General features: G+C 38.8%; 22 protein-coding genes. 1 reads left to right on the forward strand and 21 read right to left on the reverse strand.

Annotation, left to right across the window (positions count from 1 at the left end; translation table 11 throughout):
- Window positions 1-4: 4 nt before the first annotated feature.
- The 13 genes from hutG to ACQKNS_RS02405 form a co-directional block, all read right to left on the reverse strand.
- Window positions 5-949 (reverse strand): formimidoylglutamase, encoded by a 945-nt coding sequence (gene hutG / locus ACQKNS_RS02345; protein ID WP_427641012.1) that lies wholly within the window; start codon window positions 947-949, stop codon window positions 5-7.
- A gap of 301 nt (window positions 950-1,250) precedes the next feature.
- Window positions 1,251-2,606, reverse strand: coding sequence for a sigma-54-dependent transcriptional regulator (locus ACQKNS_RS02350; RefSeq protein WP_427641013.1), 1,356 nt, complete (start codon window positions 2,604-2,606; stop codon window positions 1,251-1,253).
- A 19-nt stretch (window positions 2,607-2,625) separates the two neighbouring features.
- Window positions 2,626-4,599 carry a transporter substrate-binding domain-containing protein gene (locus tag ACQKNS_RS02355; protein ID WP_427641014.1) on the reverse strand — a complete coding sequence of 658 codons (1,974 nt, stop codon included), beginning with the start codon at window positions 4,597-4,599 and terminating at the stop codon, window positions 2,626-2,628.
- 535 nt (window positions 4,600-5,134) lie between these two features.
- Window positions 5,135-5,746: an NAD(P)H:quinone oxidoreductase gene (wrbA, locus tag ACQKNS_RS02360; protein ID WP_427641015.1), complete on the reverse strand. Its 612-nt coding sequence runs from the start codon at window positions 5,744-5,746 to the stop codon at window positions 5,135-5,137.
- 430 nt (window positions 5,747-6,176) lie between these two features.
- Entirely contained in the window at window positions 6,177-7,154 is a 978-nt protein-coding gene (locus ACQKNS_RS02365; protein ID WP_427641016.1) for a ring-cleaving dioxygenase, read from the reverse strand.
- 18 nt (window positions 7,155-7,172) lie between these two features.
- Window positions 7,173-8,141, reverse strand: a complete 969-nt coding sequence (locus tag ACQKNS_RS02370; RefSeq protein ID WP_427641017.1) for a ring-cleaving dioxygenase — start codon at window positions 8,139-8,141, stop codon at window positions 7,173-7,175.
- Between the two features lie 233 nt (window positions 8,142-8,374).
- Window positions 8,375-8,773: a DoxX family protein gene (locus ACQKNS_RS02375; protein ID WP_427641018.1), complete on the reverse strand. Its 399-nt coding sequence runs from the start codon at window positions 8,771-8,773 to the stop codon at window positions 8,375-8,377.
- A gap of 117 nt (window positions 8,774-8,890) precedes the next feature.
- Window positions 8,891-9,055, reverse strand: coding sequence for a MarR family transcriptional regulator (locus ACQKNS_RS02380; protein WP_427641019.1), 165 nt, complete (start codon window positions 9,053-9,055; stop codon window positions 8,891-8,893).
- A gap of 701 nt (window positions 9,056-9,756) precedes the next feature.
- Window positions 9,757-10,872, reverse strand: coding sequence for an o-succinylbenzoate synthase (gene menC / locus ACQKNS_RS02385; RefSeq protein ID WP_427641020.1), 1,116 nt, complete (start codon window positions 10,870-10,872; stop codon window positions 9,757-9,759).
- Between the two features lie 112 nt (window positions 10,873-10,984).
- Window positions 10,985-11,815 (reverse strand): GNAT family N-acetyltransferase, encoded by an 831-nt coding sequence (locus ACQKNS_RS02390; RefSeq protein WP_427641022.1) that lies wholly within the window; start codon window positions 11,813-11,815, stop codon window positions 10,985-10,987.
- Window positions 11,816-11,965: 150 nt separating this feature from the next.
- Window positions 11,966-13,450 carry an amino acid permease gene (locus ACQKNS_RS02395; RefSeq protein WP_427641023.1) on the reverse strand — a complete coding sequence of 495 codons (1,485 nt, stop codon included), beginning with the start codon at window positions 13,448-13,450 and terminating at the stop codon, window positions 11,966-11,968.
- Window positions 13,451-13,484: 34 nt separating this feature from the next.
- Window positions 13,485-14,615: an amidohydrolase gene (locus ACQKNS_RS02400; RefSeq protein WP_427641024.1), complete on the reverse strand. Its 1,131-nt coding sequence runs from the start codon at window positions 14,613-14,615 to the stop codon at window positions 13,485-13,487.
- A gap of 47 nt (window positions 14,616-14,662) precedes the next feature.
- Window positions 14,663-15,517 carry a MurR/RpiR family transcriptional regulator gene (locus tag ACQKNS_RS02405; protein WP_427641025.1) on the reverse strand — a complete coding sequence of 285 codons (855 nt, stop codon included), beginning with the start codon at window positions 15,515-15,517 and terminating at the stop codon, window positions 14,663-14,665.
- 429 nt (window positions 15,518-15,946) lie between these two features.
- On the opposite strand from ACQKNS_RS02405, the gene ACQKNS_RS02410 reads away from it, so the two are divergent.
- Window positions 15,947-16,363, forward strand: coding sequence for a PaaI family thioesterase (locus ACQKNS_RS02410; RefSeq protein WP_427641026.1), 417 nt, complete (start codon window positions 15,947-15,949; stop codon window positions 16,361-16,363).
- A gap of 142 nt (window positions 16,364-16,505) precedes the next feature.
- On the opposite strand, the gene ACQKNS_RS02415 is transcribed toward ACQKNS_RS02410, so the two are convergent.
- The 8 genes from ACQKNS_RS02415 to ACQKNS_RS02450 all read right to left on the reverse strand — a co-directional run bounded on the left by ACQKNS_RS02415 (window position 16,506) and on the right by ACQKNS_RS02450 (window position 26,624).
- Window positions 16,506-17,078, reverse strand: a complete 573-nt coding sequence (locus ACQKNS_RS02415) for a hypothetical protein (RefSeq protein ID WP_427641027.1) — start codon at window positions 17,076-17,078, stop codon at window positions 16,506-16,508.
- Between the two features lie 411 nt (window positions 17,079-17,489).
- Complete coding sequence (locus ACQKNS_RS02420) at window positions 17,490-18,710, reverse strand: MFS transporter (RefSeq protein WP_427641028.1); 1,221 nt, start codon at window positions 18,708-18,710, stop codon at window positions 17,490-17,492.
- 74 nt (window positions 18,711-18,784) lie between these two features.
- Window positions 18,785-20,392 carry an N-acyl-D-amino-acid deacylase family protein gene (locus ACQKNS_RS02425; protein WP_427641029.1) on the reverse strand — a complete coding sequence of 536 codons (1,608 nt, stop codon included), beginning with the start codon at window positions 20,390-20,392 and terminating at the stop codon, window positions 18,785-18,787.
- Window positions 20,393-20,416: 24 nt separating this feature from the next.
- Window positions 20,417-21,895, reverse strand: a complete 1,479-nt coding sequence (locus tag ACQKNS_RS02430) for a M81 family metallopeptidase (RefSeq protein WP_427641030.1) — start codon at window positions 21,893-21,895, stop codon at window positions 20,417-20,419.
- A 40-nt stretch (window positions 21,896-21,935) separates the two neighbouring features.
- Window positions 21,936-23,252 (reverse strand): transcriptional regulator, encoded by a 1,317-nt coding sequence (locus ACQKNS_RS02435; protein WP_427641031.1) that lies wholly within the window; start codon window positions 23,250-23,252, stop codon window positions 21,936-21,938.
- Between the two features lie 799 nt (window positions 23,253-24,051).
- Window positions 24,052-24,495 carry a hypothetical protein gene (locus ACQKNS_RS02440; protein ID WP_283902218.1) on the reverse strand — a complete coding sequence of 148 codons (444 nt, stop codon included), beginning with the start codon at window positions 24,493-24,495 and terminating at the stop codon, window positions 24,052-24,054.
- 21 nt (window positions 24,496-24,516) lie between these two features.
- Window positions 24,517-25,341 carry a DUF3100 domain-containing protein gene (locus ACQKNS_RS02445; protein ID WP_427641032.1) on the reverse strand — a complete coding sequence of 275 codons (825 nt, stop codon included), beginning with the start codon at window positions 25,339-25,341 and terminating at the stop codon, window positions 24,517-24,519.
- A 62-nt stretch (window positions 25,342-25,403) separates the two neighbouring features.
- Window positions 25,404-26,624, reverse strand: coding sequence for a M20 metallopeptidase family protein (locus ACQKNS_RS02450; protein WP_427641033.1), 1,221 nt, complete (start codon window positions 26,622-26,624; stop codon window positions 25,404-25,406).
- Between the last annotated feature and the right edge of the window lie 366 nt (window positions 26,625-26,990).

Raw genomic sequence — 26,990 nt, forward strand, 5'->3', positions numbered from 1 at the left:
TTGCCTATCTCCTCTCCACACACAAGAATACTTCATTTATTAGGTTTGCAGCTAGTTTTACAGTGCGATTATCGTTATCCAATGATGGATTTACTTCACAAATATCAAATGAAATAGTTTTCGGATGTGAAGTAATATTACGAATTAACTGCCTAACCGTTTTTCCAGAAAGACCAAATGAAGAAGGCGCACTAACACCTGGTGCTTCTGAAGCGTTAATAACATCCATACAAAGCGTTAAAATAATATAATCATGTTGATTCATAAAATTCAGAATTTCATTTTCAGTTTCCCCAGAAATCCCATCTACCAATTCTTCTTCCAATATCCAGGAACAACCAAGAGAGGTTGCAGCGTCAAATAATTTTTTTGTATTTCCGTAACGTTGAATACCAATAGGCAAATAACTTGCTTGATGATCATGATCTAATATTTGTTTAAACATCGTTCCAGAAGAAGTAGTTTCTTCATATGAGCGTAAGTCAAAATGAGCATCAATATTAAGAATGCCTATTTTAGCTTTGGGTCCTACACTCGACCTAATCCCTAGATAATGACCATAAAAGGTTTCATGTCCGCCCCCCAATATAACAGGAAACATATTTTTAGATACTATTTTCTCTACGTGACTCCCTAATTCACCTTGTGCTGCTTCTAACTGTTGATCTTCACAAATGATATTCCCGAAATCAACTAGACTATCTGCTCCTTGTCCGTGCCAAGATAAAGAAGATAGAGATTTACGTATTTCATCGGGAGCTTCTTTGCTTCCAAGTCTTCCTTTATTCCTGCGTACGCCCTCATCACAAGAAAACCCTATTATTCCACATGCATGATTTATTGAAGTGAATTGATTATCTTTAACAATTTGATGAATTCTAAATTCATCTTTATCTACTAGACTATCTGTTCTGCCTTTCCATAACTCCATATTTGGTAACGCATACATTTATTTTTCCTCCCCATTGATAAAAATACTTCATATTTGCAATCGCCACTCATTCGGGTTGTACAATCATAAAAGATCTGAAGCATTTTGCACATCCCCGCTCCCGCTGCACTGTAATTCCCAGTTCAGCACTGTAAACCATTATGGTGTAATATCTATATTCCCTCCATTCTGCTTAATGGTTTTACTGCAATATTAACTAAGCAAGTTCCATGCCATGTTCATCGCCTTAAAAACAGTGGATAATTAAGATATATACAAAATAAAAAGTAGGCGAAAATTGCCGCTCGGCAATTTCCGCCTACTTTTCTTCCCGATATTTCTTCAACTTGTCTCTCAATGTCCTTTCCCCGATGCCGATTGTTTGAGCGGTCCTCCTTTGATGGCCGTTAAAAGCGGCAAGGTTATGAAGAATCACTTTTTTTTCGATATCTTCAAGCGGTTCGCCGACATAGACAGGGATTAAAGTGTTGCCAAAAAATGCGCGCGAACTTTTTTGGATGTCGGAAGGTAAATCGGATTTCTGTATATAAGACTCATTCGTAAGCGCAATGGCTCTTTCAATCACATTCTGCAGTTCCCGAATATTTCCTGGGAAGTCATATTGCTGTAAAAGCTGCAGCGCTTCATGGGAAATTCCTTCTACAGGTTTTCCCATTCTATCACAAATTTTGGCAATGAAAAATTCCAACAACAACGGAATGTCTTCTTTTCGTTCACGTAAAGCCGGAAGGTGAATCGGAATCACATTCAATCTGTAATATAAATCTTCACGAAATCTATTTTCTTTTACTTCCTTGACCAGGTCCCTGTTTGTCGCAGCAATGATACGGACATCGATGCTGACTTCTTCCATCCCTCCAACGGGCATTACCTTTCTCTCTTGTAGAACGCGCAAAATTTTCCCTTGCAGCGCCAAATCCATCTCACCGATTTCGTCAAGAAAGATTGTCCCCCCTTCCGCCAATACAAAAAGTCCATACTTCCGCTGGGTCGCCCCTGTAAATGCGCCCTTTTCGTATCCAAATAATTCTGATTCCAACAGGTGAGTCGGAATGGCGGCACAATTAATAGCCTGAAACTTTTTGTTTCTGCGCTTGCTTTGATTATGGATCGTCCTGGCGACGACTTCTTTGCCGGTTCCACTTTCCCCTTCTATGAGAATGTTAGAATCGATATCCTTCACTTTTTCGATTAGGGAGAATATTTTGCGCATTGACAAACTTTCACCGATAAGGCCGTTCACACCTGCTACCTTATCCAATTCTTCACTCAGCCATTTCACTTTGGACTGAAGCGTATACACTTCTTCCGCTTTTTGCATCAGCACTTCCAATTCATCAATATGAAGAGGCTTTGTTGCATATGAAAAAGCTCCCTTACGCATTGCTTCCACTGAAGATGGAATGGTTCCATAGGCCGTCATCATGATGACAACTGTAGAGGGGGAGAGGCGCTTGATTTCTTCTAGCACTTCCATCCCATTGTATTCCCCGATTTTCAAATCCAGCAAAACTATTGCAATTTCCGCTCTTTCGAGTAGTGGAAGCGCTTCACGTGGGTCTGTAAAAGAATAAACGTGATACTGGTCTTCCAATGCAAACGTAAGTGACTGACAAATGGTTGGCTCATCATCAATAATTATGATATCGTGCATCATTTTCACCCTTTCTGTATTAATGCTGTAAACAAATGGTCACTACTGTACCCTTTCCTACTTCACTTCTTGTCTCAATAGTACCACCGTTTTCTTTGACAAGCTGGTACGAAATAGAAAGCCCAAGCCCGACACCGTTCCGTTTCCTGGTGTAAAATGGTTCAAAGATCTTATCAATGTCTTCTTCCGAAATGCCGATGCCTTCATCCTCGATTTCAATAACTGTGAACATATCCCGATAATATGCCCGGAAAATAAGGGTTCCCCCTATATTGGACGCCTGAATGGCATTGAGAATGACGTTCACCAGCACTTGTTTGATCTGCTGTGTATCTGCAGTTGCCTGAATGTCTCCAGTGAACTCACGAACAATGCTCAAATTTTTTTCTTTGATTTTCGGTTTAAGCAATAGCTCAATCCCATCAATGGTCTCATTCAGCGAAAACGTGACAGGCTCTGATTTTTTAGGGCGGGAATAATCGAGCAAATCGTTAATTAATGTATTAAGTCGGGTAATTTCACTAGTGACCTGTTCGGAAAAGAATGTACGGAAATCTGCGCTCGCAAATTTTTTTGGCAGTAATTGGGTATAAGTAAGGATCGAAGTTAATGGGTTTCTTATCTCATGTGCGATACCCGCCACAAGTTGTCCCAATGAACGTAAGCGGTCATCCTGGGCCACTTTTCTCTCCAGCTGTTTTTGTTCCGTAATATCGAAAAAATTCAACACCGCACCTACACTATCTCCCCCAATAGTCTGAATTGGGTACACGCTGTAAGTAATATACCTTTTTTTGCTCGCATTCTGAAACCACACCGTTTCCTTTTGTAAGAAAACTCTCTTTCTCTCTAACGCCGCCTTGATTTCCTTTTCCGGGATGAAACAGGTAATGGGCAGATCCTGAAAAGGTTTTCTGACTACATTACCGTCCAACTCCAAATAATCCATAGCCCTAACATTGATCATTGAAACAAGTCCTTGCTGATTCAGTGTAATAAGCGAACTGTAGGCACTGTTTAATACTTGCTGCTGAAAATGGATGTTTTCCTCAAGCAGCAGCATCTTCTCTTCCAAGTCTTTATTCACGTGCCCAATTTGCTCGGTTCGTTTAGCTACTTCTCGTTTAAGGCTGAGATTCCACCATAAGATGAGAGAAATTACAATGAAGGTAATAAAAAGACCAATTTCCAAATACAACAGCGTTTTGCGTAGTCGTTGAGTATTTGGCAGGATGTATTCCCCGAACCATTTTTTCTCTATCTTTTCATACGTCCCATCTTTCTTGATTTGAGAAATTGCCTGATTGAATAGTGTCAGCAGCTCTTTGTTTTTTGGCATCACAGCTACCGCATAATTTGTGGTGTCAAGTGACTCACCGACAATCTTAATGAGTGATTGCTGCTCATTTTTCTGTAGAAAATATTGACCCGTAATCCGATTTCCAATGAAAGCATCCACTTTTCCGTCGATTAACGACTGAACGGCTTCTTGTTGATTATTAGTTTCCACCAATTGCAACCGATCTACTTTACTTAGTAGACCGCTTGCAACATCACCTTTTTGTACGGCTACTTTCCGGCCTTTGAGATCTTCGATTTTTCGGATATACATGTTATCTTTCAACACAAAAATCCCTTGTGAACTTGTGAAATACGGAGCTGAAAAATCATAAATCTCTTCACGTTCCTGATTGTATTTCATGCCTTGGATCGCATCCACTTTACCAGAGCGCATAGCTTGTACTGCCTCGTTCCAAGGCATAGGATAGTATTCGAACCTAATGCCAGTCTCGATAGAAATGGCGTTCATTATATCTACATTAAAACCGGTATAAACTCCCGAATCGCTCAAGTATTCGAAAGGCGGAAAGTTATTATCCCCTGCAACCCGTATCACTTTTTCGGCTTCCGAATGCACTGCTGAAGGAAAGAAGCAGCCAAAAAAGAAAAGGTAGACGGTTATAACGGCACAGATAGTATATAAATTTCGCATCGCCTCACCCCTTTTTTCCATACATACAGTTTTGTATCATATATGTGTATATATACAATGTACAAAGACTCTATCATGATAACTTTTTAAAGTATATAAGAAAAGCTAATGTGCATTTCATAACGCTTGAATTACAATATGTTTTTGTGAATGGAAAAAGGATTGTAGAAAATGTTCATTTAATCAAGAAATAAAGGGAATCCTCTTAACTTTTTGATTTCAAGAATTTTATTCTGTGCAGAACTTGCGTAAAAGCAATTGTGATTTCGCCGTTCGCAAACTGTTTTCTCGCTAAAACAAACGTTGAAACTGACTTTTTTGCAAAGAAATCGCACCGTTCGTTTAAGCGTACTTTTACGAACGGTGCGATTATTTCCCCAATGGCAATCGAATTAAAGGGACATCCCTAAATATCCATTTGTTGTAAAGGGTATTTAAAACTTCAATGAATAATCTTACTTTTTTAAAGCTATCCCAGGACGAGTAATATCACCCTTATTAGCAAACATGGCTTCATATAGAATTTGGAATATATTTATTGATTACCTTTTTTAACCCATCCCGCAACTGTAACTGTACGTTTAGCTTGATGTTTTACAGCATCTTTAACATCCTCAATCATCTTACCATCTTGGCCGACTGTTACACTTGTTCCATATGGATTTCCGCCTGCACCAAATAGTACCGGATCCGTATAACCAGGAGGAGCAATGATAGCACCCCAGTGCATCATGGAAGTGTATAGGGATAACAATGTAGCTTCTTGACCACCATGTGGGTTTTGTGCAGAAGTCATCGCACTTACTACTTTATTCACTGTCTTACCGCTTGCCCAAAGCCCACCTTGGATATCGAGGAACTGTTTCATTTGTGATGGCATATTCCCAAAACGTGTTGGGACACTGAAGATAATGGCATCTGCCCATTCTAGGTCAGCTGATGTTGCGACTGGAACGTCTTTTGTTGCTTCGACAGTTGCTTTCCATCCTTCATTTCCTTCAATAACAGATTCTGGAGCTAATTCTTGTACTTTTAATACTTTCACTTCAGCACCTGCTTCTTTTGCCCCTTCTTCAGCCCATTTTGCTAATTGATAATTTGTTCCACCCATACTATAAAATACCACTGCTAATTTAACGTTTGACATATTTTCCATCTCCCTTGATTTATCGAATAATTTGTTTAAAAATCCCATGAATTACACCTTCTTTTTTAATGCAGATATCTTCTTTTTTCAGATAGTATCCCTCAGCAAAGACATAAATATTATTTGTTAGATAAAATCCATTTTGATTAATCTATTATTCAAAATGGATTTTTACCATAAATCTGAGTTTATTTGGTAATTTTGAATACACTTTATTTCAAAGTTATATTTGATTTTGTTTGTTATTTAGCCATTCTTAATTTTGATTCTTCAATAGCCTTGTTGATATCTTCTTGACCATGCACGGATGGAAAAATTTTTTTAAAAAAAGAGCTGCTTTTATTTAAGTACATGGCAACACAATCAAGTTGCTTAGCAAAAGTTTTCCACTTTTTCGTAAATATTTGTTTTGTATAATATTTTTTTCCTTTTATTCTTTAATGAATTCCTTTGTACTTCTCACTGTTTCAATTGGGCGAACTAATTTTTCTATTTCTGCACGTTTAGGCTCTAAGAATGGAGGTAAAGATAATTTTTCCCCAAGGGTTTCATAAGGTTCATCTCCCATGAAACCCGGACCATCCGTAGCAAACTCAAATAAAATTTGCGGTGCAATTCTTGCGTATAATGACTCAAAAAAGTGACGGTTTACATAACCGGATGTATGGAACCCAAAACTATTCATCCGTTCAATCCATTCTTCTAAAACAGAGCGATCCTCTACACGTAATGCCGCATGGTGAACCGTACCAAAACCTTGCCGGGCTTCAGGAAGAATGGCATTATATTCTACAATGACCGAGGCACCATTGCCGCCTTCCCCCACTTCAAATAAATGAAATGACCCTTCTTTATCTGTCTCTTTAAATAATAGGACTTTTTCCATCATTTCTTTAAAGTAATCAAAGTTCGCAATACGGACAAAAATCGGTCCTAAACCAGTAATTGCATATTCCAGTGGAATTGGACCTTTTTGCCATGCTGTTCCAGATTCCACCCCTTTGTTGTATTCATCTGAAATCAATTGATATTGCTGATCATCAAAATCAATGAAAGAGAGGGTTTTCTTGCCAAATTGCTCTTTGATACCAGTATGTTTTACTTCTAAACGATCAAAACGTTTCACCCAATAGTTTAATGATTCATCACTCGGTACACGGAAAGATGTCTTTGAAATCTCGTTTGTACCATGTACGCCTTTAGGAATGCCGGGGAAATCAAAGAAAGTCATGTCTGTGCCTGCGCTGCCTTTATCATCTGCAAAGAATAAATGATAGGTTTGAATATCATCTTGATTTACCGTTTTTTTAACTAAACGCATACCTAAAACATAAGTGAAGAATTCATAGTTCTTTTCTGCACTACTTGTAATGGCTGTTACATGGTGTATTCCTTTTAGTCCGTTCATTATATTTTCCTCCAAGATTTAATTTAAGAATAATGGTCGCAATTTTTCTTCGATCTCTTTTCGATTTGGCTCCAAAAATGATGGAAGTGATAGTTTTTCCCCCATTGTTTCCATTGGTTCATCTGTCGCAAATCCTGGTGTATCCGTAGATAATTCAAATAATATACCATTGGGTTCCCTGAAATATAATGCCTTGAAGTAATACCGTTCCACTTTCCCTGAATTCGATAGCCTGTATTCATTCAAACGATCTGCCCATTGATCATATTCTTCCTCATTCGGCACACGGAAGGCAACATGGTGAACACCTCCACGACCTAAGCGGACTCTCGGCAAATCTGGTCTTGTTTCAATATGAACTTCCGTACTGCTGCCGCCTTCACCCGTTGCATAAATCAATATATCTGGATAATCCCCTTCAAGTGATGGATAAGAACCGGTAAATCGAAAACCCATAACTTCTGTCAAAACACCGATTGTTGGTTCTGCAATTGCGACTGTAAGGGTTACAGGTCCTAAACCAATAATGGCGTTTTCCAGTGGAATGTCATCCTTTTTCCAAGGAATACCCGCCCTCACACCTTTTTCACCGTTATCGGCTACCAGTATTAAGCGAGTCCCCTCGAAATCTCTGAAAGCCAATGTATCACGATTTGCTCTTTTTTGAATATCATCATGTTCAACTCCAAATTGTTTAAAACGTTCTTTCCAAAATAACAATGAATCTGACTTTCTAACCCTTAGTGATACAGTAGAAATATCTGAAGTTCCCCTGTATGTTTGCCCAAGATGAGGAATGTCAAAGAACGTAACTTCAGTTCCTGGGGTTCCTTCCGCGTCAGCATAAAATAGGTGATAGGATTCTGTATTATCTTGGTTAACCGTTTTCTTTACCAATCTCATTCCTAAAATTTTTGTATAAAATTCATAATTTTTTTCCGCTTTTCCTGTTAAAATCGATACATGATGTAGTCCTAAGAGTTCCATCCCATTTCACTCCTGTCACATTATTTGTATACCACTCAACTGCGGTTTCAACTTCTTCAATGATCAATTGATGTCCCCTATTTTCCCAATGAATCTCAAAGTTCGCCCCAGCTGATTTCATTTTGATATTAATGGATCGTTTGTTCCCGTTAAACCTAGCTACCTTAATTTGCCCATTTATAATGGCTGGCACATGTTGAAAAATTTTATTTTACTATTTAATTTGAGGTATTTTAGAATAAAAATGAATCTAAAGCATATTGACCCGGACCGACCAAGGCTATACCGATAGCAACTGCAAGCAAAGTTAAGTTGTATTCATATCCGTTAGCTGTTGCCCATAATCCATTTGGAGCATGCACTTTTACGATAGCCATTATCATAGTTCCCGCAATCATAATTCCTGCAAGTGGCGTTAATAGACCTAAAGCAAACAAAAGTCCACCAATAAGTTCTGCTACCCCTGCGAAAAGAGCCATGGTTACTCCTGGTTTCATGCCAATGGATTCAAACCATCCACCTGTTCCTTGCAATCCGTAGCCACCGAACCACCCGAACAACTTTTGAGCACCGTGCCCAATGAACAATAAACCAATTACCAAACGAATTATTAATAAACCTATATCTATCATATTAAATTCCCCCTAAATATTTTTATCTCGAATTCGAGATATCATTCCAAAAAAACACTTTAAACTTTATTCCTTACTTTCTCAAAAGATTCACAAATGTCTCTGCCTCATCAGAATTTAATGATCAAACATACCTTCAACTAATTCATGATATTTCGGCATGATTTCATTCATCATTTGACCATCGTCAGTTAATCTTACATGTAGCATACGGCGGTCATCCGGGCAGGCATTTCTGCTTAATACACCTTTTTGTTCTAGCTTATCTATAACATAGGTCAACGTTTGAAATCAGTATGCAATTTCCAATTTGCTGAATTGTTTGTTTCCCTTTTGATAAAGTACCTCTAAAACAGAAAATTCCGTAATACCAAGCTTGTTTTTTCCATTTCTTTCTTTATTCGATCATGAATTGCTTTAGATGTTTGCATTAATATCAGAAAGTACAAATTGTTGCATTTCCTCTCCTTTTACTTCACCCCCGGAAAAGTCTCGAATTAAATTATCTTGAATATGAGATAATAATACTGCTTATATATTTTTTTGTCAATAACCTTTTTACTTTATTGAACTAAACTTCCTGGTTCCGGTCTTCTCAAGGTAAATTCATTCAGAAAACTGTTTAAAAGCGTCGACTATCCCATCCAATATATCGGCTAATTCCAATGGTCCCATCGGATGAGTTTTTCCCAAAGGAATAAAAGGAAGGTGAAAACCCTTCCTTTTTCTTTATCTATAAGTGAGTTTCGTGCGACGATATATATGAATACGTCACCATTTATTAGTTTAAAACTTCAACAAGACTGGCGGACAATATGATTTGCCTGTCTATGGACAAAGATTCGTTAGAAAGAACCGGGCCAGCTGCTGCCTGGAAGGAAGAATACTATTACCCGCCCTACATACAAACCTTGAACACCATGTATTTGAGTGGTCATCACCCTTCCTTCATGTGCTAGATTCATGCATGGCAGCACATTTTTCTAACTTACATTAAATGTTTGACTGTGTATTGTATACTTATTGATTTTTTCCAAGCTTGGTTCATAGCCAATTCCAGGCAATTCCGGAACTTTGATCATTCCGTTTTCCACTGTAACTTCAGGGTCAATGATATCTTCTGCCCAGTAGAGAGAGGAAGCTGCGGTATCTCCCGGAAGAGTAAAGTTTGGAAGTGAAGTGATTGCAATATTATGCGCTCTTCCAATGCCTGATTCCAGCATGCCCCCACACCATAGCGGAATTTCATGTTCAAGACATAAATCATGGATTTTCTTGGATTCAGTCAAACCTCCGACCCGGCCAATCTTAATATTAATAATTTTACAGCTGCCCAATTTAATAGCTTTCCTGGCATCCTCTAAGGAGTGAATGCTTTCATCCAGACAAATGGGTGTTTTTAACCTTGACTGTAAATCTGCATGGTCAATGATATCGTTATAGGCAAGCGGCTGTTCAATCATCATTAAGTCATAATCATCCAAGGCGGATAACCTGTCTATATCTTGTAAGGTATAAGCTGAATTTGCATCTGCCATGAGCGGGATTTCAGGATATACTTTTCGGACCTTGTCTATTAATTCAACATCCCAGCCTGGTTTGATTTTTAGTTTAAACCGTTTATAGCCTTCACCGAGACGAGCTCCAATCATATCTATGGTCGAATCGATCGAATCCTTTATTCCGATGCTTACCCCCACTTCTATTTTCTTTTTTGTTCCACCTAACACACTTGAGAGAGAAGCATCTTGCTTTTTCGCATAAAGATCCCATACAGCACCCTCTAAAGCTGCTTTTGCCATATAGTTACCGCGAATATGGGAGAAATATTTTTCAGAGAGTTCATCCGGATGCTTGATTTCATTTTTAAGAATAATTGGAATTAGATAATCCTCGAGTATATGCCAGTTTGTTTTTAAGGTCTCTTCATTATACAGAGGGTCGAGCATCGCAACCGATTCAGCCCACCCGGAAATGCCATCCTCGCTTTTTGCTTCTACAAGGATAAAATCCCTATTGTATTCCGTTCCAAAGCTAGTTGTAAAAGGTTCAAGCAAGTCCAGCTTTAGATGCCTTAGAATAACTTGTTTAATTTTCACTTGGCCATTCTCCTTTTGTGATGAAACTGTTAAAAGATACAGTCTTACCAATTTTTTATTAAATAGGCTTACAGCAGCCTGAAATTACGGGTTCTTATTAAAATCTACCTGCTTATTTCCTTGTCAGCACATAAAACTGAACGGGAATTTCTGTCATGGAATTCTTTATAAAATCCGTTACCTCCCACCCTTGCTGAAATAAATCGGTAAATATGTCCCTCGTTTTCATCCGCCATTCATTGGCAGCTTGACTATTTGTGGCCCTTATTGTCCGGAAGTCCTTTGGGATGGCCACAAAAGCGGTGTCACATTTTTGTTCAGGCAGCGAAAGAGAGAATGATGGAACAGGCACACCCTTTTCAATGGTCTCCCACTGAATAAGCGATTTTTCTATCACAACATCCAGCGGAATTTCCCGTCCACTAGAATTGGCTTTCTTTTTTTCACCGATATGCCATTCGACAAGAAAGCGGTCAGAAGGAACTCCACTATTTAAAAGATCTTCCATTTCTCCATAGCAGTTCGCAATATATGTGGAACATCCACCACCAAGCTTGGCAATATTCAAATACCCATTAATACTTTCCAAAGGATCGTAAGTCCAGGTAATAAGGGAATAACCGAGCTTTAACGCTTCTTCACGTTGGGCCAACTTTAACTTCTCCCCTATACCTTTGTTGCGAAATTGCTCATCTATGCCTAGTATATGTGAACAAAGATAGGTTGACTGCCCATTGAATCCCGGAAAGCTGTATTGAAATCCAATTAGCTTTTCCCCGCAATACGCTCCTAGAACCAGACCACCGTTTTTCACAGCTGTTATGGTTTGGTGTGTGGGGATCGAGTCGTTTTCTCCCCAAATGGCGGATTCTAGCTTTCTTATGTCCTCTAGCTCTTCAATTCGATGAATGGAACGAATTGCAATTTCCTGTGTTTTCGTCATGTCCAACCTCCTCCTAGGAAAATCTCCAGCGCCTTGATCGACCCAACATAAGATGGACAAGTTAGTTCCACTGCCGACGGCTTGTCGTTACTAGGCACTGGAGCTTTCGTTTATGTTTAAAATATATTTCTACTTTTTTCACAAAAGAAATTATTCCACTTTACTGAAATCAGCATCTTGCATTGGAATCATTTTTGTTCTCTTTAAGATTTTATAACCTAGAAAAGCCAGGAAAAATAAAGGAAGCCCGATATAAGAAATTAAAATTCCATACCAGTCGATCTCTGGGCCAAAAAAAGCAGAGTAATTTTGTCCCAGGATCGCCGTAACACATAAAAATGTGGCTAATATCGGTCCGAACGGGTACCATTTTGATACATAAGGCAAATCTTTCAAATCTCTTCCTTGTGCAATATATGCCTTCCGGAATCGATAATGTGTAATCGAAATTCCTAACCAGGATAAAAAGCCTGATAATCCTGCGGCATTCAATAACCAAGTATAAATCGTGCCTTCTCCAAAAAGAGAGGTCAGGAAAGCTGCCATCCCGACGATGGTAGAAAAGTACACAGCGTTAACCGGAATGCCGCCTGAATTCACTTTTTTCAGGAACGAAGGGGCTTTGCCTTCTTTCGCCAGTACCCAAAGGACGCGAGAAGCTCCGTACATGGCGGAATTGCCTGCAGAAAGAACAGAAGTAAGAATGACCACATTCATAACGGAGGCAGCGATGGCAAGCCCGGCGTTTTGAAAAACTAGAGTGAAGGGACTTACCGCTATATCTTCTATATCCGAGCTTAACAAACGCGGATCATTATAGCTGATCAAAAATCCAATCACGATTATCGCCAATACATAAAACAAGAGAAGTCTCCAGAAGATTTGCTTAATGGCCTTGGGTATATTCTTTCTCGGATTTTCACTCTCGCCGGCCGCAATTCCTACTAACTCGGTGCCTTGAAAGGCAAATCCGACCACCATAAAGACACTAATGACGGATAAAAATCCTCCTTTAAACGGTGCCTCCCCTTTGGTGATATTTTCAAAACCTACGGCATCCCCTCCCATGATTCCTACAATCATTAATAACCCCACGGCTATAAAAATGATAATCGTCAAAACCTTAATAATGGCAAACCAGAATTCTGATTCTCCATATCCTTTTACCGATAGAATATTCAGGCCAAATATGAGGGCAAGAAATAATGCGCTCCAAATGATCCCTGGAACAGAAGGCAGCCAATATTTCATAATCAGGGAGGAAGCTGCCAGTTCCAACGCGACTACGATTGCATTGTTATACCAATAGTTCCATCCGATCGCAAATCCTAAAGCCGGATCGACAAACCTTGATGTATAGGTACTAAAAGAGCCTGTAATAGGAATGAAGGCAGCCATTTCCGCTAAGCTTGTCATCAGGAAGTAAACCATGATTCCTGCAATTATATAGGCAGCTACAGCTCCTCCGGGACCCGCAGTATGTATAATGGAACCGCTTGCTAAAAATAGCCCCGTTCCAATGGTTCCGCCGATTGCAATCATGGAAAGATGTCTTGGTTTGAGTTTGCGCTCCAATTGTGTTTCATCAGTAGCTGTTTGATCCCCATTTTGTGATGTTTGTGCGGTATTTTCCATAAAACACCCCTTCATTAATTTTTCGAGTGAAAATTTATTCTCCTGCCGCCAACATTACTGTGTTAGTTAAAATTTTCGTTCCATAAATTAGCGATTGTAAATTAAACTTCATATCCGGATGGTGCAGACCAGGCGTTAAATCGCATCCTAACCCTATCATGGTTGCTGCTATTTCAGGTTTTTGGGCTGTATAAAAATGAAAATCCTCTCCTCCTTGAGAAATACAGACTGGAACGACATTTTCCATCCCAAGGATATCTCCTATGGCGGCCTCAGCCAGCTTTATCGCTTTTTCATGCAAGCTAGCAGCTGGGACGAATTCTTCCGCAGACCAGGAGATCGATGTCTCTGAATGTTCCATTGTCTGGTCAAAAGCTTCCTTCGTTAAGCGATTTAGTTCATTCATTACATCATTTGACTGTGCTCTGGCATCAATTGCAAAGACAGCTGTTTCCGGGATAACGTTTGATGCTTTGTTGTTTGTTTGAAATTGAGTCATTTTGATGGAATAAGGCGTTTCGGTTTCCAGATTAATCTGCTGCAATTTTTGGACTAGCAAAGCTGCTGCGTCGATGACATTTATTCCATCTTGCGGTCGGGATGCATGGGCCTGAATACCTTTGATCGTTCCCCTTATTGTTTCGGCAGAGCCATGGACAATGACTGGGGAAGCTTTCATATAAGGAACCTCCGTACTGGGTCTTACATGTACCCCGAATAAGTATGTAACATCCTCCAATGCGCCATCATTGATCATTTGAAGAGCGCCTTCCCCTTTTTCTTCCGCAGGTTGGAATATGAATCGGAGAGTATGTTTAGGCCGGATTCCACTGGAGGCAATGGCCAATGCTGTATATAAAACCATTGTGCTATGTGCGTCATGTCCACATGAATGATTGGCCTTTACAATTCCATCTACTTCCTGTACAAGCGCATCCATATCAGCCCTTAATGCCACAACCTTTTTTGAGATGCCTGGAATCTCGGCGATGATTCCATGATGGCTCTGAAATGTTTTTGTGGGTATTCCCGCTCTCCTAAGACATTTCAATAAATAGCAAGAGGTTTTTTCCTCCTGCCAGCTTGGCTCAGCCAATGAATGCAGGTCATGGTAGGACTTCAGCAATGATTCTTGTTGCTGATCAATATATTGAATCGGGTTCATAATGATGCACCTCCTCCTTTACATGGATTTTTACCTTTATTAAAAACTCATTCATTAAACACTTCATAACTTGAATATAGCCTTTCTAATTTTTGCTGATGGGTATGGATCCGTTTTTCGTCTTTTTGATGTATGCCTGCAATAACCAAGTCCAATAAGCTAATGACAGAAGCTATTGAATTGGTTCCGGTTTCTGCGTTTTCTTCAGTTGTCAAGGCGATATCAGCGATGCGGCCAACAGGTGACAGAAGGCGATCTGTAACTGAAATTAAACAAACTCCTTGTTCTTTGGCACACTCAGCAACTTTTAATGTTTCATTCGCATACCTCGGAAAGGAAAAAACAACCATCACAGACTTGGTAGTGAGGTTACAAAACTTCTCATAGAAGTCACCTGTTGGTGAACATAAACTTACATTTTCCCTTAATGAACTTAGCGTATAGGAGAACCAATAGGCGGCGGCATGGGAAATGCGATGCCCTGCAATTAATATTTGATCAGCCTGGATCAAGACATCGACTGCTTTCCATATATCCTGAACGTTCGTATGATCTAATAGATGTCTTAAAATATGAACTTCGTTTTCTATCACTTTGGTAAATGGATCTTGCTTGTCATCAATTCGGAGAAGGGAATCACCATTGGATAAGTCCATATGATTTTGGTGAATCAGCTGTTTTTGAATTCTGTCCTGCATTTTACTAAACCCTTCAAATCCTAATGAATAGGAAAACCGAATGACCGTCGTTTCACTAACCTCCGCTTCCCGACCAATTTGAAATGCCGTTTTAAAGGCGGCTTCATCCAAATTTTCAATCAGGTAAGCGGCAACCTTTTTTTGACCTGCCGATAAATGGTCAAATTTTTCCTTTACTAATAATTTAAAAGGAAGCTGTTCCAAAATATTACCCCTTTCTGACGAATCAAATACTTCTTTTTATTAAAATGATGAAGGTAATCCTTCTTTGTTATATACACTATCACAATTTAATTAGAAAAAGAAGAAGATTTTTGATTTTTTTGATAATTAATAACTTTTCAAACAGATAGTAGGCCATTTTGATAAAACTATAAGAAGGTAGACAAAATCGGAGAATAGCGCATCTAGGGAGAGACCCCTCAGGCACAAGCCGCGGAAAGCAAGTACCTGGAGTGGAGATAACGTTCAAATTTTACAAACCCTAAAAAACATCCAGTTAATTTCAGAAATCCGCTCCCTTCTTCATTTTCGTTTACTTTATTTGTAAACCTAACAACTTCATTAACATTTAACATCCAGATATATGTTAGAATATTCTGTAGTTTCAACTATTTCAAGGGAGGCAATTTAATGGGGGAATCACTTAAAGGACACGAACTTTTACAGGTTTTAACAGAGGGGAAACAACCTCCGAATTGTGATGTAACGTTACAGATCGAAGCAAATTATGCCCAGGATGGAATTGCGAGAGGTGTATGGAGAGTAGATGAAAAGTTTATTAACGGAATTGGTGTAGCAATGGGTGGATTTGTTACTTCTGCGGCAGATATAATGATGGCTTATGCGATATCATCTAAATTAAGCAGCGGGCAATCCTTCGCATCCATTGATTTACATACTACCTTTCATCGACCAGTGAGATTAGGAGACGTACAGGTAGAGGCAAAAGTAGACCGAATCGGAAAAAAAACTGCTTATGTACTCGCAGACTTATTTCAAAATGATAAAAAAGTGGCAAGCGTTGTGTCATCAGTTATGATCCTGTAAACCAGATAAAAAAGCATGTTGCACAAAAGGCCCTTCGTAACATGCTTCTTTCATCTAGACAAGAACGGCCATACGATTTACCGCTTCGCCTAATCACTTTATTGGAATATCCATTTTGAATTTTCTTTGGAGAGCCCCCTCATCAAACAAACCATCGCAGTACAGGGCTGTTGAGATCTAGGGTGAATAGCCCATAATCAGTGACTACCATTTCATCATTTTCGTTATATCCGACATTATCTAAACGCAAATCTATTGGTATAATACCGTACCTCAGGAATTTTAATTCCAACTTGATGAGTTTCGCATATTCCTTGATTGCCAACGGCACTCTCGTGTCCACCTTCTTCATGATGATCCACCCCGTGCCATGCTCCTTAACCGGACATAAATACTTTTTGACTTCCACATTACAGTTATTATATATATAGGCTTCATTTGCATTGCTTATTAAGCCTACTTCTGAAAATGCAACTTTTAATATATATCCATTATTTAAATCATAGACAACCCGGTTAAAACCATGTCCAATGATAGTATACTTTAACTTTAGCGACTTTCTTGCAGTAGATATTCTTTGTCCAGCTGTTTTATAAAATTGGAATTTCCCCATTTGAGATATCCAGTTCTCTATGGCATTTATCTCTTGCATGGACAGCATTGTACTTTTATTCGGCTGATTTTTCCTTTCCTCACCATTGTCAAATGGCCACATTCCCAAAACGTCTCCTTTTTTAAAAATTTGTTAATAGAGAGAGGTGGGGTCCAGGGATGAAAAGACAGCACATAGAATAATAAGGAAAAGATTTTTGCAGCAGTTCAATGAGCGGCAAGAATTTTTATAAGCAAAGGGTATGCTATTTGTCGTTCATTAGCCATATTCATCATCCATGGATTCATTACCCATCATGTTTTCAGTTTTTCAAGATTTCCCCTTCGTCATAGGATATGTCTTTATAATATAATGGCTTGTACTGTAGCTGAGGATAACTATAAAAAACTACAACTATTTCAATAAAGGGAATGAAAGAGAAAAACCTGCCTTGTTTTTGAGTCTTCTTAAATAAATTCAAAAACCCCGGGGGTGGTTTTCAAGGCCAAATCCGGGGTTTTTCCTTTTCATCTATTATGCTAATAAATCAACATCTTTTGGTTGCTCCATATGATTATTCTTTTTAATGGATAGCGCAGCAATTATTGAAAGGGCGGAACAAGCGATTAAGAACCAAAAGGCCCCGTTGTAGGATCCCGTAAAGGTGATGATGAAGCCCATGACAAGAGGTGATATGAATCCTGCTGCCTGTGCCCCCATATTAATTACTCCCATTGCGGATCCGATAACCTTTTTAGACATGATTTTATGCGGCAAAGCAAAAGCAACTGTAAAGGCAAAGCTTTTAAAGACCATACAAAGATTCAAATATACCATAGCTGCTACAATGGAGGTCGAGGTAAACATCATATACAAGAATATCCCTGACATAAGCATGCCAAATGCCGCATAATATTTTTCCAAATTATTGAAATACCTGTCAAGAAGCCATCCGCTGAACAACATCGCAACTCCAGTGGAGATACCCGGTAATGCTGCATAAAAACCCATGGATAACAAATCCATTCCTCTGGCTTCCATCAAATAGGATGGAATCCAGGAAGAGAGTCCCCAATTCACTATTCCGGCAGCAAACCACATGACCGTTATTTTCCACAAGCCAGAATTCATCAGCAATTCCTTCATTGGAACGCTCTTGTCTCTTGATGGGGCAGTGCTTTCTTTGGGTTTAAAATATACCCAGAATGCTACCGTTAACAATATTCCTAGCAATCCGATTACATAAAACATGTTTCTCCAGCCCATAAATAAAATCATCGGCGCAGCAACCAGTGGGGCAAGTGCCATCCCAAAGTAATTTGATGACATCAAGTAAGCAGAAGCCTTAGGCCTTTCATCCCGGGGAAAATAATCCGCTATCCCCTTTTGGGAAGCGGAAGGATATCCACCTTGACCAAGCCCGAAAAGAAAACGTATGACAAGTAACGAAATAAGAGACCAGGCAAAACCGGTAAATACGGTAAAAACAGACCATACAATGATGGACCATATCAAGACTCTTCTCGAACCAAGTTTATCTGTTAGCCATCCTCCTGGTATTTGCATGATAGCATAGGATAAGAAGAAGCTACTCAAGATTGCCCCGACAGCAGCAGCATCCAAATTAAATTCTTCCTTAATAGATACAACAGCCACACTCATGACCATCCGATCCAAATAATCAACCAGATAACCAACGAACAGCAAAAATAATATAAAGTGCTTATTTTGGGACCCTCCAATGTAACGTGTCATCTTATTCCTCCCTTTTTCTACTAATCTTTCTTTTTTCTTTTCATACGCAAATTAATGGGGTTTATCTATTGATCCTAAATGTTGCCACTTATTTTTGATGTATGGAACCTTCTAATTACCTTCCCATCCCGTGCTCCTGTGTATTCCCCATGATAAATGGTCAATTTTCCATTAATATAAACTGCATGTATGCCTTCAGGCTCTAATAGCGGCTCTTCAAATGTAGCTCGATCTTTAATTTTTCCCGGATCAAATATAACAATATCTGCCTGATATCCCTCTTTTAATAATCCCCTATCCTTTAATCTCATTAGCTGCGCGGGAGCGCCTGTCATTCGACGAATCGCTTGTTCTAGTGCCAAAGCTCCTTCTTCCCTGACATATTTGCCTAATACTCTCGGAAATGTCCCGGATAATCGAGGATGAGGCTTACCTCCAAAAATCCCATCAGATCCCACCATTTGCAGTGGATGGCACATACTCTGCAAAACATCTTCCTCAAAGCCCCAATGAATGATCATTGCTACATTCCCTTTTTCCTCAATGAGAATATCAAATGCGGCATCTTCAGGGGATTGCTGCCTGATTTCTGAAATTTCAATCATATCCTTACCTTCTAAGCATTTATTAGAATCCGTTTGAACGGAGGTGATCATGATATTTTTCCAGCCACAATTCAAAACCCAATTTTCATACTCTGTGTTTGTTTTAAATTCATCCGAAATTCTTTTTCTGATTTCCGGAATACCCAATCTTATCAGCGTTTCTTCCGTTCCCCCTGCATGCATCCAAGGTGGAAGTATGGCATGAAAAACGGTTGAAGCGGCTGAATATGGATATTGATCAAAGGTAATTTCTATACCTTCCTGTCTAGCGGCATTCATCTTGTCCAGTGCTTTCCTAAATTTATCCCTATTTCCTTGGCCGATTATCTTAAAATGCGAAATATGTAATCTTACACCGGATTGTCTGGAAACATCTATGACTTCATCCAAAGCTGATAAAGAGTGAATGCTTTCATTCCGAATATGGACAACGAAACAGCCGTCATATTTTGCGGTACCCTTGCATATTTCAATCAATTCTTCCTTATTGGAGAAAACATTTGGGGGATATACCAATCCTGAGGACATGCCTACCGCTCCCATGCGCATTCCTTCCTCGACGAGCAAACGCATTTTTTCCAATTCTTGTTTAGTAGCCACTCTATCCTCAAATTCCATGACCAAGGACCGAACCGCGCCGTGAGGCACAAGGTAAGCCGCGTTTCCTATCATTTTTGAACTTTCTAGAAATGAAAAGTATTCATCAATACTATTCCATGGCCACTCCCCAATATCTCCATTTAGTCCACTTAATTGTTTTTTCCATAACGGCTTTGTTTTCTCCGAAACAGGAGCAACAGAAATACCATCCTGTCCAAATAATTCCGTAGTCACCCCCTGAAGTGCCTTTATTTTATGAACTTCAGGAACAGTGCAAAGTAAATCGGAATGAACATGAGGATCAATAAATCCTGGTGAAACTGCCAACCCATTGGCATCTATAGTTTGCCCAGCCTGTTCACTGCTTAAATCCCCCATGAGAGTAATTCTTCCATCCTCGATTCCAATGTCAGTTTTCGTCCAAGGGTTCCCTGTTCCATCATAAACCCTTCCATTTTTTATTATCACGTCTAGCATTTGACCACATCCTCAATATATTAGTTAGACTAATTGATGATTTAAAATAGTATCAAAAGGGTAAATCGGTCTTCTTATATTCTTGTAATCAAAGGTTGATAACTTCGCACTGCTTAACCCAGGCGAGTCAACCGTTATAATTTCCTTAGCTATAGGCATGAAGGCTGCGCGAAAATGATGAGATGATTTCAATCCAACAATACTCAATTTTTCGACATCTATTCCATGAAGGAGGAAAATTTGTTCATCAAAAGTCTGGGAATTTACAGAGCATACAATGATATCCACGTTACCAACCAATAATCTTGCACTTCTCCCCAAGTTCACCTTGCTTCCATTCCACATTGGTGAGGACTGTATAAACTTGCCATCTGAAAGGTTTTTTACATAAGCTGATATTTTTAAAGGGCTACCATGGAAACGATCTGTTTTACCACCTAACTCGACATGAATTAAGGACCCCACACCTTCTTTATGGGCCATTTTCGCTACTTCTGGATCAAAAATAAACCCAAAGCAGCTATTTGGAATGTTTGCTTCTATCATTTCCTTCAATAAAAAGGTGCCATCACCCGGTGTACCAGCACCAGGGTTATCAGAAGCTTCATTAATGATGATGGGCATTTCATTTCGAGAGAGAGCATATGAAATGGCCTTCTTTGGTGACGGCAATAGTGGAAAAAATTCATCTTTCTTCTCAAAAATTCTAGAAGCTATTTCATTTGATATTTTTTGTGCTAAAGAGGGTTCATTATTCGTAATGGTAATTACCGAAACTCCCGCTTGAGGGATATCTGAATATGGAAAACCGTGGAATAAGGTACAATCAAGGACCTCAGGATGCTTTTCCCATTCCGCGCACCATTCATTGATTTCTTTAATTGGAGAAAAGTAGGAGGTTGTAGTGGGAATGAGTAATGGTAATTTAGATAGAGCCATTTCCGGGTTAACTTTTCCTTGAATGATGCGAGCAGTAATATCAATTGCTTCACTCCCCCTTTCATAGGAATCCGTATGACGGTAATCTATATTCCCGAGCAGTACATCAGCTTTTTCAACCATGGTTTCCGTAATATTACCATGTAGGTCCAATGCAGCTACTATTGGAATCTTTGAACCCAGAATGCTTCTTAATTCCGATAGGATCTCACCTTCAATATCGTCGACTCCTTCCGCCACCCCTGCACCATGAAGAAATAGACAAACACCATCCAATTTTCCAGAATTCAAAATACTTGATATTAATAGATTCTTTGCTTTTTGAAACGTTTCCTGTGTTATCGTCCCTGAAGGATTGGCCATGGCTGCAAAAGTCGGCACAATTTCAATCCCCAGCTCTTCTCCCCGATCGATCATTCCACCCAAATAATCCAATACACCAGTATGCCTATCGAGAAGTACCTCTCCTTGGGTCCATTCCCATACTTTAAATAAGTCGACTGTCGTTCTTACCCGGGAAAATGTATTCGTTTCATGTGCCAACTGACCGATTGCTATCCTCATAAAAATTCCCCTTTCTTACTATCAAATGAATATAACCTCATCAAACTGACTCTCTAGAAAATTGAAATTCATATAACTGTCTGGGTCTCCCCCGATTTATGGGCTGTTCCTCACCCACGATGACAGCAAGATTCGCATTCTCAAGGGTATTCAGAATTCTCCTTGCGCTCCTGATGGTCAAACCTAGTCCGTTAGCAAGATCATTTGCTGTGATGCACCTATTGCCAAAGCACTCACAAAAGGAAAGTAATTTGTTTATGGTTGCAATACTGAGCCCAGCTGTTTTTGCTAAATTCATTAGGTGTGGGTCATCACTCCGCAAGGAATATTTCAATCTCCCATCTTTTCCGACAGGTCCATAAACAGTTCCATCCATGTCAACCACAAAGCAACTCGGTTTATTAACCCTCGCTTTCATAAGCGCTTTACGAGCACTCACTTCCGCTTCGTTTGCTGTATGTCCAAAACCTATTCCAATGGTGGTCTCTACAGCAATTTTCATGGTTATCTCATCTAAAAGCGGAGCTTTTTTATATTTGTGGGTAGTCCTTTCAATTGCGCCCCGAGTGGTTATAAATCGGACTTCATCCCGTTCTGACCAGTCAAAGATAGCCTGGGCCTCTTCACAAAAATCGATTAGAAGATTTTGAAGTGCAGTCTTTTTTCGCTGTTCTCCATATTCTGATATGGGCTTTTTTATAGAAGAAAGCAAGTTATTAAAATGCAGGATTCCAATGGCAATTTGTGTATCGCTTTGAAGCAAGGCCTTCCCCTCCAAGAGAACATTATTCAGGCTAGTTCGAATGGCGGACATGGTAGGGAGAACCCTGAATACCAGCACCCCTAGCCCTTTTAAAGATTCGTATACGGATTTAACACAGGTAACGGCCACCTGAGTTTGATTATTTCTCCATAACTCATAATGAAAATGAACCAATTCATCCGCTTTGTTATCAGCTGTAAGAAACATCTTTTCTGGATATATCTCTAAATCCTCAAAACACTCTTTCACTTCTCTATTTGGCAATGTATCTATACTAAGTCTTAACGGTTCCTTGATTGGATTAAACGAAGTTTCTGTAATGATCTTAAAAAGAGTGCGATACAAAGATGTTCCTGTTGAGGGGATAAATACCATCGGTTTTGTAATCTTTTGATTCTTTGCCATTTGATAGGGAATCGTGCCTAAAAAGAATAAAACATCCGCCTCGTCGACTTTTCTTTTAATCAAATCTATTGTTTCCAGTTCATGTTTGTAAGGTGCAGGTATCATGGTGATGTCAGAGTACGATTGGCCGATAGTAAACACTAGTTCTACTAAATCTATAGGACCTATTACTAATACTTTTGTATTCATCCAATCCTCCACTTTTATTTTTCAAATAATACTGAATAGTTAGTTTTTATTATTGTTTATAACTTTAACTTTCTAAATAATAAAAGTAAATGTCTGTTAATGGACCGAAATACGTTTTTTTGTGCATTATGTTATCTATTTGATCTTTCTCCATTCCTTTTCCACTAGAGAATACTATTTCTTCGTGCATCCGGTTCAACCTTGGCATTTTTCATATATTATCCATATCATATGTTAAATTGAGCGATATTGGAGAAAACATATCTATTTGCCACATATCAAGATTTATCAAGACCTGCATTTAATGAAAATAAAGCATACAATTTTATAGTGACCGATTTATCAGGCATTAGCTAAGCAGTTAGAACGTGACATTTAAAGAGGGTCGCTCAATTCCAGGCACAAAACTACCACCGCAAAGAGAGTAAGCAGATTATTGGGATGTGAATCTAAGTATGCTACAAGATCGTGTATCATATGAACCTTTACATGAAGAGTATAAATGGTTATATATTACGTTTTATATTTTACTAATCATATCCACTGAAAATTAGATACCAATCCAGGAACCTAATATATCAGTTTTAACTGGGGAAATTGATGCTTTCCCTTGCATAAAAAACGCCCGATTCCTATTGGAATCGGGCGTTTTTAAAGCTAGTAAAGTTAAGATAAAGCTGTTCGGCTCTTTTGACATCCCATGCAGCGTAGGCACCTCAAAATTCGTTCACTAATCGCCAGGATTTTTTTCAATTTTTGGTTTCCTTAAGTAACATACGAGCAGCATGATCACAAAAACTTAATGGAATTTACCAGTTAATCTAAAACCAATTTCTGCAACTAGAGTTGATAGTAAAAATGTTCCTGTATATACAACTAGAGATATGACAACTATACGCCATCCTAATTTTTTAAATTCTTTCAAATCTTTCCCGAAGGAAAGGCCAGCATAAGCCAAAATAGGTGTTGCCAAGGCCATAAAATTAACTTGTTCTGTTACTTTAATGATTGATGCGTTTCCTGGAAAAATCGGAGTTGTAACCAGTAAGGCTAGCATAGAAACCCAAACAACAATTGGTAGTTTGATAGGGGAGATTTTTGCGAAAAAGAACCCTAATATCGTTACAGCAACAATGATCATCATACCTGGTAATGCGTCAATTGGTGAAACATTGTATCCAATCCAATTTCCCATAATAGCAATTATACCAATAATTATAAAAGTCAATATTTTATCTTTCATATAAAATCTCCCCTTAATGTCCTATGCTTCAATATTTTTCATTTGATCTTTTTTTGTCTTTCGCCCTAAAATAGGCTCAAACTTTTTGTATAAATAGTTTGTAAAAGGAAGAGAAAAGAATACACATATATACGTTCCTAAAATTGTTGTGATTAAGTTAGCAGCACCAGCAAAAACTGCGATATCCTTTGCGGATTCTGGGAAGATAACAGCTAATGCCCCAGACATGGCAGCCATCATACTACCTGAACCTACACCCGCACCCATGGCTAGTGAAATTGGATGAAACCAACCAGTTTGAGCCAAAAAACTTGCTAACACAGACAGATACAAAGCCCCAAACAAAGTACCGCAAACATAAACGCCCAGTGCTCCCCGTCCTTCTGGTGAATCCGAGCCATATTTTTCAGCAATAATCGCTAAGTTAGGTTCTCTATCGATTGAAAAAGTGGCTCCGACTGCTTCTCTTTTCATTCCAAGTAATAAAGCAATCGGTAACCCTAATAGGATTGTCCCTGCGAAATGTCCCACTTCTTGTAATCCTAAAGAAATCCCGGCATCAAATATCTTCGGCAATGAAGGCCCCATTAACATTCCCAATTTGGCTACAAATAGCATGAATGAAATGCCTAAAATATTGGCCGCTACATTCATTTCCTTCATTTTTAAAATTTTTAAAGAAGGTAAACTAATAATGGCTCCGATAATTAATGCATACAGCATTGGAAATAATGCAATGGCCCCAATCCCAATGTTAAACGTTTTGACGCCAATAAATTCTGTAACACAGACCAATATCAAAACAAATAAATGAATTTTCCAATTACGCAGAGAATTTTCTTGCACTTTTTTACACTCCTTTTCTACCAATTATGCTGATTCTAAAAGAAAACTTATCATTTTTTACCTTATTGGATTTTTTCAGTAGTATTTAAAGCTAGTCCTACAATAAGGGAAATCCCTTGGATCATAGCTTTTTCATCTGGTAAAAATATGTCACTATGCAGCTTCATCGGATCCTCAGGGTTTTCTCCTACTCCCAAGAAGACAAATGTACCCGGGACTTTTTCTAAATAGAAAGCAAAATCTTCACTTGCCATACTTGGTTTAGACAACCACTGCACTGAATTTTCTCCAAATAAATCAGTAGCAATAGCAGCAACATGTTCATTGAATTTTGGATCATTCATTGTGACAGGATACCCCACTGTAAAGTTATAGTTTATTTCAACTTCTAATTTAAGTGCAGAAGCCACGCCTTCGATGATTCGTTGAATACTTGCAGCCACTTCCTTGCGTGTGTTCGCATTAAGTGTTCGTACAGTTCCTTTAAAACTAGCTTTTTCAGGAATAATATTATAGCCATCCCCTGCTTCAATTGTTCCGATTGTAATAACAACGGAATCTACTGGATCTGTTTCTCTGCTAACAATTGTTTGTAGCGCCGTTACAACATGAGCAGCCCCCACAATAGCATCTACTCCTTGATGCGGTGCTGCCCCGTGACCTTGTTTACCTTTTAATACGACATCAAAGGAATCCATGCTTGCCATTATCGCACCATTTCTAAAACCATATGTACCAGTAGCTAATTCAGGCCAAACATGAAAAGCAAAAGCATGGTCAACGGGAGGGTTGCTTAATACACCTTCTTCAACCATCATTATTCCCCCGCCCTTCATCTCTTCAGCAGGTTGAAAAATGAATTTTATTGTACCCGCAATATGATGCTTATTTTGAGATAAAACATTAGCAGCAGATAGTAACATTGCGGTATGCATATCATGTCCGCAAGCATGCATAACCCCAGGATTTTTAGATTTGTAGCTTACATCCGTTTTCTCCTGTATAGGTAAAGCATCAATATCAGCTCGTAAAGCAAGCACTGGCCCCTCTTTATCTCCACGAAGTATACCCACAACTCCTGTCTTAGCTACTCCGGTAGTCACTTCAATTCCAAGCTCTTTTAAATAATTCGCAATAATTTCAGCCGTTTTATGCTCTTCAAATCCAAGCTCAGGATTTTCATGTATCTTTCGTCTTAATCTCACAGCTTCTTCATATATTCCAGATGTTTGTTCTATTATTTCAGTTGACTTTATTGCATTTGACATTTTTTTGATACTCATCATCATTCATCCCCTCACGAAAAATAAATACAAAATATTGGAGCAATAATATCAATATTTTAGTTAAAAAAATTTTTATTATTATAAAAAAATGATTTTTTTGAATAAACCTAATAATATGATAATTCTTAACAGATATTGTTATACTACCATTTCAAATATTGACTGTAAATATTGAAAATGCAAAAAAATTATTATTCTCTTAAAGCGAGTGTTTAAAAAGGAGAACACAAGAGCCAAAAAGTTCGAAGAGCGATTGTCTCGAGGATCCGGAACGTATCATACGCGAGGACCAGATTTGCACAACATAAGGAAAGCTATGAAAGCGATTCATCGACGAAGGAAAGAGATAGCTATTTTTAGGAC

This window comes from Peribacillus sp. NPDC094092, from assembly GCF_050279365.1.
In the GTDB taxonomy this organism is placed as follows: Bacteria; Bacillota; Bacilli; order Bacillales; family DSM-1321; genus Peribacillus.

Bases quoted from the DNA above. Each gene is read 5' to 3' on its own strand.
- hutG (WP_427641012.1), bottom strand. From the start codon at position 949: ATGTATGCGTTACCAAATATGGAGTTATGGAAAGGCAGAACAGATAGT.
- ACQKNS_RS02350 (WP_427641013.1), bottom strand. From the start codon at position 2,606: ATGCACGATATCATAATTATTGATGATGAGCCAACCATTTGTCAGTCA.
- ACQKNS_RS02400 (WP_427641024.1), bottom strand. From the start codon at position 14,615: ATGAACCCGATTCAATATATTGATCAGCAACAAGAATCATTGCTGAAG.
- ACQKNS_RS02395 (WP_427641023.1), bottom strand. From the start codon at position 13,450: ATGGAAAATACCGCACAAACATCACAAAATGGGGATCAAACAGCTACT.
- ACQKNS_RS02415 (WP_427641027.1), bottom strand. From the start codon at position 17,078: ATGTGGCCATTTGACAATGGTGAGGAAAGGAAAAATCAGCCGAATAAA.
- ACQKNS_RS02430 (WP_427641030.1), bottom strand. From the start codon at position 21,895: ATGAGGATAGCAATCGGTCAGTTGGCACATGAAACGAATACATTTTCC.
- ACQKNS_RS02440 (WP_283902218.1), bottom strand. From the start codon at position 24,495: ATGAAAGATAAAATATTGACTTTTATAATTATTGGTATAATTGCTATT.
- ACQKNS_RS02410 (WP_427641026.1), top strand. From the start codon at position 15,947: ATGGGGGAATCACTTAAAGGACACGAACTTTTACAGGTTTTAACAGAG.
- ACQKNS_RS02375 (WP_427641018.1), bottom strand. From the start codon at position 8,773: ATGATAGATATAGGTTTATTAATAATTCGTTTGGTAATTGGTTTATTG.
- ACQKNS_RS02355 (WP_427641014.1), bottom strand. From the start codon at position 4,599: ATGCGAAATTTATATACTATCTGTGCCGTTATAACCGTCTACCTTTTC.
- ACQKNS_RS02420 (WP_427641028.1), bottom strand. From the start codon at position 18,710: ATGACACGTTACATTGGAGGGTCCCAAAATAAGCACTTTATATTATTT.
- ACQKNS_RS02450 (WP_427641033.1), bottom strand. From the start codon at position 26,624: ATGAGTATCAAAAAAATGTCAAATGCAATAAAGTCAACTGAAATAATA.
- ACQKNS_RS02370 (WP_427641017.1), bottom strand. From the start codon at position 8,141: ATGGAACTCTTAGGACTACATCATGTATCGATTTTAACAGGAAAAGCG.
- ACQKNS_RS02390 (WP_427641022.1), bottom strand. From the start codon at position 11,815: ATGACGAAAACACAGGAAATTGCAATTCGTTCCATTCATCGAATTGAA.
- ACQKNS_RS02365 (WP_427641016.1), bottom strand. From the start codon at position 7,154: ATGAACGGACTAAAAGGAATACACCATGTAACAGCCATTACAAGTAGT.
- ACQKNS_RS02425 (WP_427641029.1), bottom strand. From the start codon at position 20,392: ATGCTAGACGTGATAATAAAAAATGGAAGGGTTTATGATGGAACAGGG.
- wrbA (WP_427641015.1), bottom strand. From the start codon at position 5,746: ATGTCAAACGTTAAATTAGCAGTGGTATTTTATAGTATGGGTGGAACA.
- ACQKNS_RS02435 (WP_427641031.1), bottom strand. From the start codon at position 23,252: ATGAATACAAAAGTATTAGTAATAGGTCCTATAGATTTAGTAGAACTA.